General features: G+C 40.5%; 14 protein-coding genes. 11 read left to right on the top strand and 3 right to left on the bottom strand.

Annotated features, from left to right (window positions below; translation table 11 throughout):
- Positions 1-9 precede the first annotated feature (9 nt).
- Both AAG807_RS14870 and AAG807_RS14865 read left to right on the top strand, forming a co-directional pair.
- Positions 10-4,101: a T9SS type A sorting domain-containing protein gene (locus AAG807_RS14870; protein ID WP_341905550.1), complete on the top strand. Its 4,092-nt coding sequence runs from the start codon at positions 10-12 to the stop codon at positions 4,099-4,101.
- A 167-nt stretch (positions 4,102-4,268) separates the two neighbouring features.
- Positions 4,269-4,484, top strand: coding sequence for a hypothetical protein (locus tag AAG807_RS14865; protein ID WP_341905546.1), 216 nt, complete (start codon positions 4,269-4,271; stop codon positions 4,482-4,484).
- Positions 4,485-4,511: 27 nt separating this feature from the next.
- On the opposite strand, the gene AAG807_RS14860 is transcribed toward AAG807_RS14865, so the two are convergent.
- Complete coding sequence (locus AAG807_RS14860) at positions 4,512-5,042, bottom strand: hypothetical protein (RefSeq protein ID WP_341905544.1); 531 nt, start codon at positions 5,040-5,042, stop codon at positions 4,512-4,514.
- Between the two features lie 225 nt (positions 5,043-5,267).
- Here AAG807_RS14860 and AAG807_RS14855 point away from each other — a divergent pair, with 225 nt between their 5' ends.
- The 7 genes from AAG807_RS14855 to AAG807_RS14825 all read left to right on the top strand — a co-directional run bounded on the left by AAG807_RS14855 (position 5,268) and on the right by AAG807_RS14825 (position 11,281).
- A complete protein-coding gene (locus tag AAG807_RS14855) occupies positions 5,268-6,323 on the top strand; it encodes a hypothetical protein (RefSeq protein ID WP_341905541.1) in 1,056 nt (351 codons plus the stop codon).
- Positions 6,324-6,445: 122 nt separating this feature from the next.
- On the top strand, positions 6,446-7,204 hold the full coding sequence (locus AAG807_RS14850; protein ID WP_341905538.1) for an adenylate/guanylate cyclase domain-containing protein: 759 nt from the start codon (positions 6,446-6,448) through the stop codon (positions 7,202-7,204).
- Positions 7,201-7,767, top strand: a complete 567-nt coding sequence (locus AAG807_RS14845; RefSeq protein ID WP_341905536.1) for a hypothetical protein — start codon at positions 7,201-7,203, stop codon at positions 7,765-7,767. Before AAG807_RS14850 ends, AAG807_RS14845 begins: the two co-directional genes overlap by 4 nt.
- A gap of 266 nt (positions 7,768-8,033) precedes the next feature.
- Positions 8,034-9,161 carry a PD-(D/E)XK nuclease family protein gene (locus AAG807_RS14840; protein ID WP_341905534.1) on the top strand — a complete coding sequence of 376 codons (1,128 nt, stop codon included), beginning with the start codon at positions 8,034-8,036 and terminating at the stop codon, positions 9,159-9,161.
- A 4-nt stretch (positions 9,162-9,165) separates the two neighbouring features.
- Positions 9,166-10,125 carry an HNH endonuclease gene (locus tag AAG807_RS14835; protein ID WP_341905531.1) on the top strand — a complete coding sequence of 320 codons (960 nt, stop codon included), beginning with the start codon at positions 9,166-9,168 and terminating at the stop codon, positions 10,123-10,125.
- 175 nt (positions 10,126-10,300) lie between these two features.
- Positions 10,301-10,453: a hypothetical protein gene (locus AAG807_RS14830; protein WP_341905529.1), complete on the top strand. Its 153-nt coding sequence runs from the start codon at positions 10,301-10,303 to the stop codon at positions 10,451-10,453.
- A gap of 189 nt (positions 10,454-10,642) precedes the next feature.
- Complete coding sequence (locus AAG807_RS14825; RefSeq protein ID WP_341905528.1) at positions 10,643-11,281, top strand: JAB domain-containing protein; 639 nt, start codon at positions 10,643-10,645, stop codon at positions 11,279-11,281.
- Positions 11,282-11,314: 33 nt separating this feature from the next.
- On the opposite strand, the gene AAG807_RS14820 is transcribed toward AAG807_RS14825, so the two are convergent.
- Together AAG807_RS14820 and AAG807_RS14815 are read right to left on the bottom strand one after the other, a co-directional pair.
- Positions 11,315-12,463, bottom strand: coding sequence for a phosphoadenosine phosphosulfate reductase family protein (locus tag AAG807_RS14820; RefSeq protein ID WP_341905526.1), 1,149 nt, complete (start codon positions 12,461-12,463; stop codon positions 11,315-11,317).
- A 274-nt stretch (positions 12,464-12,737) separates the two neighbouring features.
- A complete protein-coding gene (locus AAG807_RS14815; RefSeq protein ID WP_341905525.1) occupies positions 12,738-12,917 on the bottom strand; it encodes a hypothetical protein in 180 nt (59 codons plus the stop codon).
- Between the two features lie 206 nt (positions 12,918-13,123).
- Here AAG807_RS14815 and AAG807_RS14810 point away from each other — a divergent pair, with 206 nt between their 5' ends.
- Both AAG807_RS14810 and AAG807_RS14805 read left to right on the top strand, forming a co-directional pair.
- A complete protein-coding gene (locus AAG807_RS14810; protein WP_341905524.1) occupies positions 13,124-13,777 on the top strand; it encodes a hypothetical protein in 654 nt (217 codons plus the stop codon).
- Positions 13,778-13,915: 138 nt separating this feature from the next.
- On the top strand, positions 13,916-14,476 hold the full coding sequence (locus tag AAG807_RS14805; RefSeq protein WP_341905521.1) for a transposase: 561 nt from the start codon (positions 13,916-13,918) through the stop codon (positions 14,474-14,476).
- Positions 14,477-14,650 lie beyond the last annotated feature (174 nt).

Genomic DNA, 14,650 nt, shown 5'->3' with positions numbered 1-14,650 from the left:
ATTCTAAACATGAAAAAACAATTCTTTTCAATGATTCAGATCTGTTTGCTCTTCCTTACTTTGGGAGCTTGGCAGACTGGACTTGCTCAAGTAAGTATTACAGCTCATAATACTGATTTTAATACCAACCTCAACGGGTGGAATGGAACGCTCCCAAGCGGGTTCACGAGAACCGGAGCCAATTATGTGGGTACAAGCGCCTCTACTTCAGGTGGTGTTTATGCAATCTCCGGTGCCGGATTCGGATATCAACCTAGTGGTACCTCTCCTGCTACCAGCTGTTCTATCACAGGAACCTTCCAAAACACAACAGGAACAACTATTACTTCACTACAAATAAGTTACGACGCTTTCCAAATTGTAAACCGCGTTTCAAGAACTCCAAACTGGACGGTAACATCTTCTCTTGGATCCGTTTCAGGTCTTACCTGGACTTTTAACAGCGGAACAAGTCAAAGTAGTCCAGACCAACTTACGATAACTCTTACAGGGCTGAACTTAACAAACAATGCTACATTTACGCTTACTTTCGCTTCAGATCGTGGGGCAGGATCAGGCTCTTCTCCTCTAATCGGATTGAATAATATTAAAGTAAGATCAGTAGTGGCGGTTTGTAATGCTCCGACAGGTTTAACCGCTTCCAATTTAACAGCTTCATCAGCAGATTTAAGCTGGAATGCCGTTTCCGGATCATCCGGTTACCAATATGTGGTTGACCAGGTTTCAACTAACCCTGCAGGAGCGGGAACAGCAACTACCGGAACCACTTTCAACACTACCCCTTTAAACCCATCAACGACTTACTATTTGCATGTTCGCAACAACTGTGGCGGAAGTAATTTTTCTTCCTGGGCAACGATTTCGTTCACTACACCAGCTGCGCCTGTTTGTTCCGTTCCAACCAACCTTGCTGAAAACAATGTAACTGCAACAAGTGCTGATTTCAACTGGGATGCTGCGGGATCGAATGACTTTGAATATGTCCTTGATCAGATTGCAACGGATCCTGCAGGTGCGGGAACAGCAATTAATGGAGTAACAACCAGCTCTTCAACTTTATCACCATCGACGACTTACTACTTCCACCTTCGTCAAAATTGTGGAGGAGGTCTTTTTTCGAATTGGGTATTGGTTAACTTCACAACACCAATCGCGCCTTGCCTTGCACCAACAGGATTGACGGCTGCGAATACAACTCATAACTCTTCCGATTTGTCATGGACTGCGCAAGGAAGCAGCACGTATGAATATGTCGTAGACCAAACAGCTACTGATCCTGCAACAGCGGGAACTTCCACAAGCGGAACAACATTCAATGCAACTGCATTAAATCCATTAACGACTTACTACTTGCATGTTCGCACGAACTGTGTTCAGGGAAATACTTCTGCTTGGACTACGATTTCGTTCACCACATTGATCGAACCATGTATTGCACCGACAGGTTTAACAGCTTCGAATACCACACATAACTCTTCCGATTTGTCATGGACGGCACAGGGAAGCAGCACGTATGAATATGTGGTAAACCAAACAGCTACTGATCCTGCAACAGCGGGAACCTCTACCAACGGAACGACATTCAATGCAACTGCATTAAATCCATTGACAACTTACTACTTACACGTTCGCACCAACTGTGTTCAGGGAAATACTTCTGCCTGGACAACGATTTCTTTCACTACCTTGATCGAACCATGTATTGCACCAACAGGTTTAACTGCTTCGAATACCACACATAACTCTTCCGATTTGTCATGGACTGCGCAAGGAAGCAGCACGTATGAATATGTCGTAGATCAAACGGCTACTGATCCTGCAACAGCAGGAACTTCTACCAACGGAACGACATTCAATGCAACGACCTTAAATCCATTGACAACTTACTATTTGCATGTTCGCACCAACTGTGTTCAGGGAAATACTTCTGCCTGGACAACGATTTCGTTCACTACCTTGATCGAACCATGTCTTGCACCGACAGGTTTAACGGCTTCGAATACCACACATAACTCTTCCGATTTGTCATGGACTGCACAGGGAAGCAGCACGTATGAATATGTGGTAAACCAAACAGCTACTGATCCTGCAACAGCGGGAACCTCTACCAACGGAACGACATTCAATGCAACTGCATTAAATCCATTGACAACTTACTACCTGCATGTTCGCACCAACTGCGTTCAGGGAAATACTTCTGCCTGGACTACCATTTCGTTCACTACCTTGATCGAACCATGTCTTGCACCAACAGGATTGACAGCTTCGAATACCACACATAACTCTTCCGATTTGTCATGGACTGCGCAAGGAAGCAGCACGTATGAATATGTGGTAAACCAAACAGCTACTGATCCTGCAACAGCGGGAACTTCTACCAACGGAACAACATTCAATGCAACTACATTGATGCCATTGACAACTTACTACTTACATGTTCGCACCAACTGCGTTCAGGGAAATACTTCTGCGTGGACTACCATTTCGTTCACTACCTTGATCGAACCATGTCTTGCACCAACAGGATTGACAGCTTCGAATACCACACATAACTCTTCCGATTTGTCATGGACTGCACAAGGAAGTAGTACGTATGAATATGTGGTAAACCAACTAGCAACGGATCCTGCAACTGCCGGAACTCCAACAACAGGAACAACATTCAATGCAACGACATTGATGCCATTAACGACTTACTATTTGCATGTTCGCACCAACTGTGTTCAGGGAAATACTTCTGCATGGACTACCATTTCGTTCATGACATTGATAACTCCTTGTGCTGCTCCAACCGGATTGACAGCTTCGAACACCACTCACAACTCTTCCAATCTTTCATGGGATGTACAAGGAAGCAACACCTTTGAGTACATCGTTGATCAAATCGCGGCTGATCCTATCATTAACGGAACACCAACCACATTGACAACTTACAATGCGACTTCACTTAGTCCGTTGACAACCTACTATTTACATGTCCGTACAGATTGTAGTGGAACGAATTTCTCCCCTTGGGTAACGATTCCGTTCACTACCTTGGTAACACCTTGTGCTGCTCCAACAGGATTGACTGCTGCAAATACAACCGAGAATTCTTCCGATCTTTCCTGGAATGCTCAAGGTGGTAATACATTCGAATATGTGGTAGACCAAACAGCTACAGCTCCTGCAACTGCCGGAACAGTAACTAGCGGAACAACTTTCAATGCAACGACCTTAAATCCATTGACAACTTACTACTTGCATGTTCGCACAGATTGTGGAAGCGGAAACTTGTCTCCGTGGACAACGATTTCATTCACCACTTTAGCGACTCCATGTGCGGCTCCAACCGGATTGGCTGCAGCAAACACAACAAATAATTCTTCCGACCTTTCCTGGAATATCCAAGGAGGAAACTCGTTTGAATACCTTGTCGACCAAACAGCTACGGATCCTGCTACTGCCGGAACTCCGACTACAGCTACCAGCTACAGTGCAACCACTTTAAGTCCTTCAACGACTTATTACCTACACGTTCGTACGGATTGCGGCGGTGGAAATTTCTCCGACTGGACAACGATTTCCTTCACCACTTTGGTAGCGCCTTGTGTTGCGCCAAGCGGAGTAACAGCTTCAAACATTGCCGGACATTCAGCAAACCTTGCCTGGAATGCTCAAACGGGAAGTACGTTCGAATATGTCATCAACCAAACAAGTACGAACCCAACCGGTAGCGGAACGGCAACGACAACTACTACATTCGCTGCAACTGCGCTTACGGGTTCAACGACGTATTATTTCCATATCCGTACCAACTGTGGAAACGGAAACTTCTCTACCTGGACAACGGTTTCTTTCACGACTCTTTCCACTGCAGGAATCGAAGAACAAGAAGCCTTGAACCTAACGGCCTATCCGAATCCAACAAACGGATCGGTAACGGTTTCAGGTCAGACAGAAGGAACGGTAACCCTTACGAACCTAAAAGGTCAGCAGTTGATGACCATCGATCTTCAACAACAAACGACTTTGGATGTATCCAACCTGGAAAGCGGATTGTATTTCCTGGTATACACCAACGGAAACAAAAGCGGTTTGATCAAGTTGATCAAGCAGTAAAAGAAGGATAATTAATAAGAGAGGGATGGTTCGCTACGGCGGGCTGTTCCTTTTTTTTGAAAAACTGTGGGTACGTGTATTCATGGAGTAATCGAAATTCTCTATAATCCATTCGATCCAGTCGTCGGGGCGTCCCGTATGTACGGGATTCGCCCCGACTGGATCGAATGGATCAACAATCTCTTTTCAAATCTCCGTCCAAAACAATCGGATCCGTTATTCGCGGATTTAAAACCGGAGTAACTAAATGGATGAGAAAATACACAACCGTACATAGAGTCTGGCAGCGGGATTATTACGACCGCATCATTCGAGATACAGAAGCATTTTACCGGATTTGTCAATACATCCGGGACAACCCGAAAAATTACAAATCTGACTGAATCATCATTGTGGTAAACCAAATTCCACTAAGATATCCAGCCGTTAAACGACTTGACCAGTTTCCAGCGGTCATTTTTCTTTACATAAAGATTATCACTTCCGGAACCACCGAGCATGCAATTGCAATCATTTGTCCAATGGATCAACATCTTCTTTCTATCCGGTGAAATAATGGGGAAAGACATATGTGTTACGAATCCTGAGTCCGCTTCGTAAACCGGTTTCACAAAATCCTGATCGGGTTTGTAATTCTTGTGGAACCAACTAATCGTTCGCGGTTTTAATTCTTTAGCCAGTGGTTTACGAATCTGCGCCTCCATAAACTCCACTTCTTCCGGGGTGAATTCCTTTTTCATTTCATCAGACAAAGCCAAGCCGGCAAAACGGTAATAAACCTCGGTCATTACCAAAGTATCATCAATAATCACCTCATTCAACAAAGCATAAGCTTCTTCTTCCGTAACGGGTTTGGGAGCGGGTTTGCAGCCGGTTATCTGCAATCCGATTAACAAACAAATGGAACCAATAAATAAGGACTTGAAATTGAATACTTTCATTTGGTGGATGATTTTAGAAGGGAAGATAGGAAATTTACGGTTTGATCAAATTGATTAAGGAGTAAGAAGAATCAATAATTAACAATAAGAATCAATCGAGATAACTAATTCTCGAAACACGTCGGGGCGGAAAATTTTCCGCCCCGACGTGTTTTTTTTGTGTGGTAAACCACATTTCAAAAATGTGGTAAATACTGAAAATGAGGATGATCGAATCAACTAAAGATGTCTTTGATTAGATTCGCAGGGAAACCTGTTATTACGATGAAACTATTTGCTCTTGCGCTGCTACTATTCGGTTCTTTTTGGGGGTATTCCCAAGAAGCTGTTGAACTGATCGAATCCACTTTAAAATTGGGTATTTCGGAAGAAAAAGAATTTTATTTCGGTTTTGCTGAGGGGGATGAGATTGTGTTGAATGTTGAAGTCATTAAGGGAAAATCCCTTGGAGAGGTTGAGGTAGCTGAATACCCGAGCTTCACCAAATTCACAGATTACGAAACAAAAAAACTAACCGATAAAAAATTCCAGGTTTCGAAAGAAGGCATCTACAAATTCCGGTTCACAAACAAGGGACTGCTTGGGAAAATCTGTAAAATCCACATTCAGCGAATTCCCTTAAATGAATACACCAAAGATTTTAATTCGGAGGTTTATTGGAAGACTTTTTATGATACTACTTACTATTCAAAGAATGAAAATTATCTGGTTAGAAGAGATACTAGTGTTGTCAATGTAATGGATCAAACAGCAAAAGTGCACTCTAACGGGAATTTGAATGGGAATAAAACCACTTTGAATTTCAACCTTCCTCCAAACACCAAAGTTTGGAGTTACTATATTGGAGTAGATCAATCCGGACAAGAAGCGTATAAAAATGCGGTGAATGATTTGACACAACTTGCACGACCAATTGTTAACCGTTTAACCGGATATAATCCACTTGCTGCTTTAGCACTTGGTTTACCCAACTACTTGGCTGTAGCCCAAAGTGGCGAAGACATTGATTACTGCATTTTAACGGACGAAAATCTCAGACTTCGAAATTCAGGTCAACAATACTATTACTTAAAAAGCGGTAAGATCATTAATGGTTTTTCCAGAATGGATAATGGACTTAAAGATAATCTTCAGATGTGTTTGATCAATGACAATGCTCTTGTTGGTGTTACTGTAATGGTGAAAGTGACTGCTATTGTAATATCTGAACAATGGGGGAACCGGATTGTTCAGGTTCCGAGGATAAGTGAACATCGAGAAGCTTATTTGAAAGGGGAATAAATATAATTAAGAACAAGACTTTAGAATTGAAAAGAAATAATAAACGGCTACAATTAGTTTATAGTACATATAAATAATTTATATGCCACTGTTGGACGACAAAAGATACAACACGGTTAAATATGAAAGTAACGACAAACAAAGCATACGATTTTAAAGCCAGTTTTGACAGGCTGCAAGACATTTTAGATTCAGCAGAAACTTTTGAACAAGTTGACACTGTTCCAAATAGTGATACGCTTTCATATTCAAATGGATACTATTTCAAATGCTATGCAATTTTTATTGACATTCGCGATTCTTCAACATTGCCAGCCAAATATCAGAAAAGAACTTTAGCCAAGATTTATAGAGCATATATTTCAGAAATAGTTGCTTTATTTCAAAGTTCTCCAAACTGCAAAGAAATAAATATCGTTGGAGACAGCGTTTGGGCAATTTACAATGCTAAAGTAAAGGATCATGTTTCTGAAGTATTCCACGCTGCTTATGCTGCTTGTTCAATTATTAATACATTAAATTACAAGCTTTGTAAAAAAAGTATTGATCCAATAAGAGTTGGAATTGGCATTGACAAAGGCGATGCATTAATGATTCTTGCAGGTTTCAAGGGAAGTGGAATAAATGATGTAATTTATATGGGAGGTGTAGTTAACAACGCCAGTAAATTATGTTCAAAAGGAAGCAAAAATGCTAATGGAACAATAGTTATTTCTGATGATGTCTATAGTGACCTTCAAGGAAAAGGAAATGGTACTCATGAATATCAATCATACTTTACTCATAATTACTTAGAAAATAATTACCACTCAACAATGGTAAGAACTGATATGAATGACTGGTTAAATGAACAACAAATTATATCTCCGTGTAATCTATGACAACAGAAGACAAATACAAAAACTTAGACAGAGTTAATTTTTGGGTGACAAATTGCGATAGTAAAGTTTCATATTTATTGACACTTCAAGGAATTATTCTGACAATAATATTCGCAAGCAGTTATGCTGGCCGTTTGGTCGTTACATTATCATACAAATTGACTTTTGCTAATTTCGGATGTCAATCATTTTTTAGATTTATTGAAGGGGTAAGCCTATATACTTTCCTGATTTCCATAATAATCTCATTGTATAATGCTTACTCAACTTTGAGAGCAAGGCTTGATCCGAAAATTTTTCAAGAACGAGGACTTGTAACAAATTCCGTTTTATTCTTTGAGACAATTGCAAACAGAAGTTTTTCTGATTTTCAGACTGACCAACAGACAACGACAAACGCAAATTCAAGCACTCTTGATGATGACATTGATTCGCAAATTTTCATTAATTCAAAAATTTGTCAGTTAAAGTTCAAGCACTACAACTTGACCCTAAAGTATTGCAAACTTGCTTTAATTGCTGGACTAATTTATTTAATATTGACAATAAAAAATGGGGTATAACAGCCACCAAAAAAAATGGCAGGGTTTCGTGTTTCAAAGACAGTTTTGTAGTGAAAACCTTCAGCTATCAGCATACCATTAAAACAAAACACCAATGAAAGCCAACGAACTAACCATAAATAACTTCCTGCAAACACCAAACGTACAATTTGTAACTCTCATTTATCAGCACAATTACGATTGGATTTCCAACAAATAATAGGATTTATTAAATGAAATATCATATTAAAGGCATTTGAAAACGAGTTAAAAGAATTGAAATAACTATGACATCAGAACTCACATCCCTCCTATCCTTAAATATTCCGGAATCCGTTCCATCCCCGGATGGTTTTCTGGAAATCATTCGTAAATCACATCACGAGAATATAAACAGTTCCATTTATGCTTATTTCATAAACTCAAAGGAACCATTCGTAAGTGAATTATTCATGAGTTCATTATTGGAACTAGTAGAAGAAAAAAGCACCCTAAAGTTTTCATTTGGTGAAGCATTTGCCGAATGCGAAGTAAAAACAGCAAATGGTCGGTTAGACATCTTAATATCTGATAAACTTGGAAATGAATACCTGATTATAGAAAACAAAATCTATCATTGGCTTCATAACGATTTAATGGATTATTGGGATCATGTAAAAGCCATTGATGATAAGAAAGTAGGAATATTACTCACTCTTGAAAAGCATTCAATTCCGGAAAACGTTCAGGGGAAATTCATAAACATTACCCATGGAGAATGGATCAATAAAATCAAATCAAAAGGAATCCCTTTTGGTCTTTCTCCACGGGTCAACACTTACATTACTGATTTTGTAAATACAATAGATCACTTAACCAAATCTTACGAAATGGACGAACAATCAAAATTCTATTTTCAGCATGCTAACCGAATCCTTAAAGTTCAGGAAACGATAGTTGCAGCGCACAGTTTTTTAAATGATCAATTCCAGTTAATCGCTAATAAACTTGGTCTTCAGAATTATGGAAATGCACTAGACTGGAGAAATTTTTGGGATGCAGATAATAACATCGATATTTACATGACAATCGTTACAGCTCCATTGTTAAATGGTGAATTGCGTTACAAACTTATCTTGGAATTGAACAGAAAGGACAAAGAAAGGTATCAGGATATTGAGAACTTCTTAAGAGACGAACCTCAATTTAAGCTAATGCAGCCAGGCGAATCAAGATGGTCTTACATGCACTTCGGCGTTCGAAATTATGAGATCACGATGCTAGAATTGGAGCAATTCTCAGAAATTGTAGTGAAAAATATCCGAGAAGATTTTGCAGACACTTTGATTAAAACGGTTAAAAAGTTTTATCCGAATTGTGACATCTCTTCGTGGGAAAAGAATCTTATTTCAACACCTGATAGAGCACCAATTTAATCCCATGCCCCACCCCCTCCACTTCTTCTCCCACCTCCGCCGCGATTACAAATACGGCGGTGCACCGCACAAGCCGATCTTGCTTTTAGCAATCCTGGAGTTGGTTCGAAAAGGAGAGATCAGCAATAACCGAATTGCCATTACACCCGAGTTGGTCTTGGAGTTCAAATCCATTTGGAGCAGGTTGGTTGTTACACCTCACATTCCGAATTTTGCTTTGCCTTTCTACCACATGAAATCCGAGCCTTTTTGGAAACTCGTTACTTATAGTGGGATAGTTATTCCGGTTACCTCTTCCAACAGCATCCGGAGTTTGAATGCGCTGAAAGAAAGCGTAGCTTTTGCGGAGTTGGACGCCAATGTTTTTGCGTTGATGCAAGACCCTATCCAACTGGCGGTTATGGAAGAAGCTTTGTTAGATCAATACTTCCAGGAAACCAAAGAACAATTCCACTCGCTCAAACCGGATCTGTTCACAGAACTCGAAACACAAATTCTGCGAGAAGATGCCCTTGTCTATAAGAAACGTATCAACGAACTAAAGGAAACGCTTTCAAAAGAGGAATTTGAAGAAGAGATTTTTGTGCGCGGAGGAATGTTTAAACGGGAAGTGCCGAAAATCTATGGGTATCAATGTGCTATTTCTGAAATGCGGATTGAATCTTCCACCAACGCTCAAATGATCGATGCCTGTCACCTCATTCCTTTCGCTCTTTCAAAAGACGATACGATCACTAATGGAATTGCTTTGTCTCCCAATTTACACCGTGCATATGACCGCGGATTGATCACCATTACGGAAAACTATTTGGTGAAAGTTTCCGGGGCAATTTCGGAAAATGATTCTCCCTACTCGCTTGGTCAGTTTGATGGAAAACAGATTCTGCTTCCTGCCAATCCGGATTACTATCCATCCGTTGAAAATCTGAAATGGCATCATCGGGAATGTTTTGTGGCTAGTTGAGTATTTTCCGGATAAACAAGTATTTATTTACTCACCAAAACTTTCCAATTAAGCCTTAGAAACCACCAACTAAGAACACCCGAAAATCCTTAACAAATCCTAACAATTCTGCTTATTAAGCAATCCTTCCACTGCATACATTTGATTCAATTATTTATTTAAAAACCATATAAATATGGATCAAAACAACAAAACAAAGTTTTCCGAAGACGATGTAAAACGACTTCAGAAAACTGACAACGGAAAAACCGAGAAAGGTTCGCTAACAGCAAAAGCTCAAAGTGCTGTTGACAAAAGAAAAGCTGCCGAAAAAGCAAACGAATCTTAACCCGAAGAGGTGGTCGTCTAAACGATCGCCTTTTCGGCGTTGTACACTGAATCAAAATTGATTTCTTTATTCACGAAATCTTCGTTTTCACAAATACAAAAGAAGCAGCTGTTTTTAGATACACCCTCCTATCCAAACCAAAATAATCCTAAATTTACGGGAACAAAACTATTTGCTTAAATTTATTCCATGAACGTTCGGTTAACCAAAGATCAGAAGATTAAAATTGCCAATTCGGAGGATGTATACAACATCATGCAACAAGTTCTATTGCGCGAAAATAGGATTAGCAGAAAACAGGAACATTTTTGGATCATCGGACTGGATAACAAAAGCCGCATTTTGTTTATTGAATTATTAGCACTTGGTCAACAGAACCGGGTAAACATGAATCCTTCCGATACCTTCCGAATGGCGATTTACAAACTGGCAACACAGGCCATTTTAGTGCACAATCATCCGAGCGGAGGAACCGACCTGTCGAAAGAAGACAAAGATTTGACAGATTACCTCTACAAAGCCGGAAGATTTCTGAAAATAGAGGTCATTGACCATTTGGTGATCACCGAAACCGATTATTTCAGCTTCGAAGACAATGGCTTGATGGATGCAATCAAAAACAGCGGTGTGTGGGAACTGATTGACACCACCAAGACTGATTTGACTCAAATGAAAATGGAGATTGCTGCACAAAAAGCGGCAAAAGAGAACAGTAAAGAAATCGCCAAAAAAATGCTTGCCAAAGGTACTTCAGTAGAATTAATCCGGGAATATACTGGTTTAACCATTCGGGAAATGAATAAAATTCTGAAAGAAATCGGAGAATAAAAAAGTTAGAATTGAATTTTAAACTTTAACTCCTTATACAAAACAGGCTGTACAAGTTCCTTCCTCATCATCCAAAATATCCAGTAAATAGGGAGAGTTGGAATCCGATTTCGCTTTTTCGCGGTTCATACGGTTTAGGTGTTCTAATTTAATTTGTTTGATGCGCTCCGGCTGGATGAGTTCCGCCAATGATTCTCCCTGGTTCCAGGTAAAGAATTCATCTACGTTTTCATACACCATGGCGTCTTTGAAGAGTTTCGGGTGTTGTTCATACAACCAAACCCATTCTATTTTTTGTTGGAAGAAACAGAAAAAACAGCCGGAACGACTTCTCGCGTACTGACCAATTTGTCCGTCTACTTCGTAATTAATTTTTTCATAATATGCCGGAACCCCAACTCCTGATTTGCGCAGGATAGCGAAAATGTCGTCACGTACCAATACATCCGTGTTTTCCAACAGGAAGTAATCTTCTTCAAATGAAAGCGGGTATTCCGTTCCTTTCAGGAAGTTGAACGTCGCTTTATTGAAATCAACTATATCCAAATCCAGTAAACCGTTCAACTTGTGTTTGATCTGGCGTTCGGTTGCGGTGCGTTGGTGTCGTTCAAAGGTGATCGGAGAACTCAGTAATTCAGCCACTTTATCCAGACGTTTTCCTTTGTACAACTCACTGTAAAAATCCATCACCGTTTGGTGATTGTCCGGATGAAACAGTTTGTGTAGCACATCTTCACTCCAGATATTGCGTCTGAAAGGGAAAATGGATTGAATGTTGTTCTTTTTGGAAATGTATCCTTCGCGCTCTTCGTCTCCACGAATTCCCACATAAGATAAAGTTGGCTTTTCCGTGCCCACGTATTTCTCAAAGGGCTGCAATTTCATCATGTTCGTACACCAGCGTGCAGTAGGCGAAGGAATGTAACCACGAAATGACTTGTAAAAGAAATCGAAGGGATTTTCCGAACTGTTTTGTGCTTCTTCGGCTACCAGTACTTCAATTTTTTTACCAAGGTAAATCTCGATGTTTTCAATTAACTGGTAGGTTTCGTCCAATTCCTTTCCGGTATCGGTATAATAGTAGCTAAAGTCCACATGCGGGTACTTATCGTGCAGATAAATAGCCAGTGCAGCACTGTCTTTACCGCCTGAAATACCCAATACGTGTTTTACTTTACTCATATTTAATTCGCCTTTTCGAATCTACTATTTTTTTTTATCTCAACAAATTATCAATAACTTAATTTAATGAATATCAAACGAATACTGAGATAAATTATCCATAATTCTTTATCCTACTTTTAATTTTCTCATCCATCCATTTATATTTTCTTTCGTTCATCCCTTCCAAGTCACCCAACATCCCCTTCTTTTCTGCTTTCCAAACCGGCTTAGCTCCAATCAAATCCTGCTGTCACTTTCTCAACAGCACGTGAACTGCATTCAGTCAGCCCAGTTATTCGTTCCTGCCCATCTCGATCCCAATCATATACCCCTGCTCCTCTTTCAATAATCGGTTTCTCTTATTCCATCCTTCCTTTCCTCCTTTCAAAGGCATCGGAAAACAAATCAGGCGCGCGTGAAGGTCTTTCAAACTCAGCTTACTCTCGTTCAAAGGCGTGTGTAATTGCTTCATACGCCCGTGAAACGCTTTCAAACGTCTGTGTACGATCAATCAAAACGACCGGATACGAAGGAGAAAGAACAGATCGCTCAACCAGGCGCTCGTTTAACAGCCATTAACAGTTGTTTTTCAACGGTTTGGCACGGATTTTTAATGGATCAAATCAAGAACTTTTAAAACGAAAAGTCATGAAAAAGACAACACTCAACAAGCGCAGTATGTTCGGGAGTGTACATACCGTGCTAACAGCAAACCAAGCTATCTGGAACGGGGTTCCGGCTTTCGTGTCGGCAGTGAGCTTGTTTGAAAATAACCTGACGGTGCTGGACACGAAATTCAGCGAACAATCTACCGCCATGACCGGAGTAACCAAAGAAAAACAGGAGCTGTTGAACCGCTTATCGGAGGAAATGATCCTGGTACACAACGCGCTCTACCTCCATGGAAAGGAAACAAACAGCATCATCCTGCAGGAACGCAACCGCATCAGCAAGTCTGATCTGGTAAGAATGACCAACGGTAAAGCAAAAGTACATGGTAACGACCTGAAAAATGATTTGCAGGTATACGGATCTGAATTGGAAGTTTACGGGATTACGGCCGTATTCATCTCCCAACTGATCGCAAAGATTGATACTTTGCCCGAGCTGATTGAATCTTCCCGGATCGCACTCTTAAGAAGAAAAGGTGCAACCAGGGTAATAGAAGAGCTGGAATCGAAACTGACGGAAATCCTCCGCGACCAAATCGACCGCATGATGCTGATCTTCAAAACCGATCATCCGGCGTTTGTACTGGACTACCAAAATGCAAGAACACGAGTCGGCAATGGCAGCAGAGAACGCGATGATGGGAGTATAAGTGCTGCATAAAAAAACCAGTAGGATGATCCTATGGTCTTTACAGGCCTAGTGGGCACGCGATTAATCGCGTGCCCACTAGTTGTTTTTTGCCTACAGTTTTTTTTAAATGATCTTTTTTCTTAAATTATATAGGAAAGATCAAATTCAATGAATGATTCCCCTATTCCCAGCAGTCGCAGCCGCAGATTAAACGGATACGATTACAGCAGCGCCGGAGCCTATTTCATTACTATCTGCACCAAAGACAGGCAGCACTATTTTGGCACCATTGAATCCGGAGAATTGAATCCAACCGTAGCTGCGATTATTGCAACCGATATCTGGAACCAAATCCCCATTCAATTTCCCTTTGCCGAATTGGACGAATTCGTCGTGATGCCGGATCATATTCATGGGATAATTATCATAAATGAATCCCAAAATCCTGTAAATCCTGTGGGCACGCGATTAATCGCGTGCCTACAGGATCGGCAGGAATCGGAACAACAAACAGGCGGTTTCGCCGGGCATCAAAACCCGATGTTCCACCAAAACCTGTCCCGCATCATCCGTTGGTACAAAGGCAGATGCTCCTTTGAAATTCGAAAATCAGGTGCTTCTTTTGAATGGCAATCCAACTACTACGAACACATCATCAGTGATACCGAATCGTTTCATCGGATTTGTCAATACATCCGAGATAATCCAAAGAATTGGAAAGAGAACTAGTTTGTCACACACCTCTGTTATTCTGAAGCTAACACTCTCATGATGTTACACATACACAATAGTAAAACCGATTTAGTTATTGCTTAAAATAGGCTTCACAGAAAGGGAATAATTTTACACGCTACAAGCAATGCGTTAAAATCAAGTCCATTTTGCGCATTTTAATTTCGTAAC

The sequence above is a fragment of the Fluviicola taffensis DSM 16823 genome, from assembly GCF_943372375.1.
Lineage (GTDB): Bacteria > Bacteroidota > Bacteroidia > Flavobacteriales_D > Crocinitomicaceae > Fluviicola > Fluviicola taffensis_A.
Note: the sequence above shows the minus strand (reverse complement) of the source record. Positions and strands in the feature narration are given on the sequence as shown.

Bases quoted from the DNA above. Each gene is read 5' to 3' on its own strand.
- AAG807_RS14870 (WP_341905550.1), top strand. From the start codon at position 10: ATGAAAAAACAATTCTTTTCAATGATTCAGATCTGTTTGCTCTTCCTT.
- AAG807_RS14865 (WP_341905546.1), top strand. From the start codon at position 4,269: ATGGATCAACAATCTCTTTTCAAATCTCCGTCCAAAACAATCGGATCC.
- AAG807_RS14860 (WP_341905544.1), bottom strand. From the start codon at position 5,042: ATGAAAGTATTCAATTTCAAGTCCTTATTTATTGGTTCCATTTGTTTG.
- AAG807_RS14855 (WP_341905541.1), top strand. From the start codon at position 5,268: ATGTCTTTGATTAGATTCGCAGGGAAACCTGTTATTACGATGAAACTA.
- AAG807_RS14850 (WP_341905538.1), top strand. From the start codon at position 6,446: ATGAAAGTAACGACAAACAAAGCATACGATTTTAAAGCCAGTTTTGAC.
- AAG807_RS14845 (WP_341905536.1), top strand. From the start codon at position 7,201: ATGACAACAGAAGACAAATACAAAAACTTAGACAGAGTTAATTTTTGG.
- AAG807_RS14840 (WP_341905534.1), top strand. From the start codon at position 8,034: ATGACATCAGAACTCACATCCCTCCTATCCTTAAATATTCCGGAATCC.
- AAG807_RS14835 (WP_341905531.1), top strand. From the start codon at position 9,166: ATGCCCCACCCCCTCCACTTCTTCTCCCACCTCCGCCGCGATTACAAA.
- AAG807_RS14830 (WP_341905529.1), top strand. From the start codon at position 10,301: ATGGATCAAAACAACAAAACAAAGTTTTCCGAAGACGATGTAAAACGA.
- AAG807_RS14825 (WP_341905528.1), top strand. From the start codon at position 10,643: ATGAACGTTCGGTTAACCAAAGATCAGAAGATTAAAATTGCCAATTCG.
- AAG807_RS14820 (WP_341905526.1), bottom strand. From the start codon at position 12,463: ATGAGTAAAGTAAAACACGTATTGGGTATTTCAGGCGGTAAAGACAGT.
- AAG807_RS14815 (WP_341905525.1), bottom strand. From the start codon at position 12,917: ATGAAGCAATTACACACGCCTTTGAACGAGAGTAAGCTGAGTTTGAAA.
- AAG807_RS14810 (WP_341905524.1), top strand. From the start codon at position 13,124: ATGTTCGGGAGTGTACATACCGTGCTAACAGCAAACCAAGCTATCTGG.
- AAG807_RS14805 (WP_341905521.1), top strand. From the start codon at position 13,916: ATGAATGATTCCCCTATTCCCAGCAGTCGCAGCCGCAGATTAAACGGA.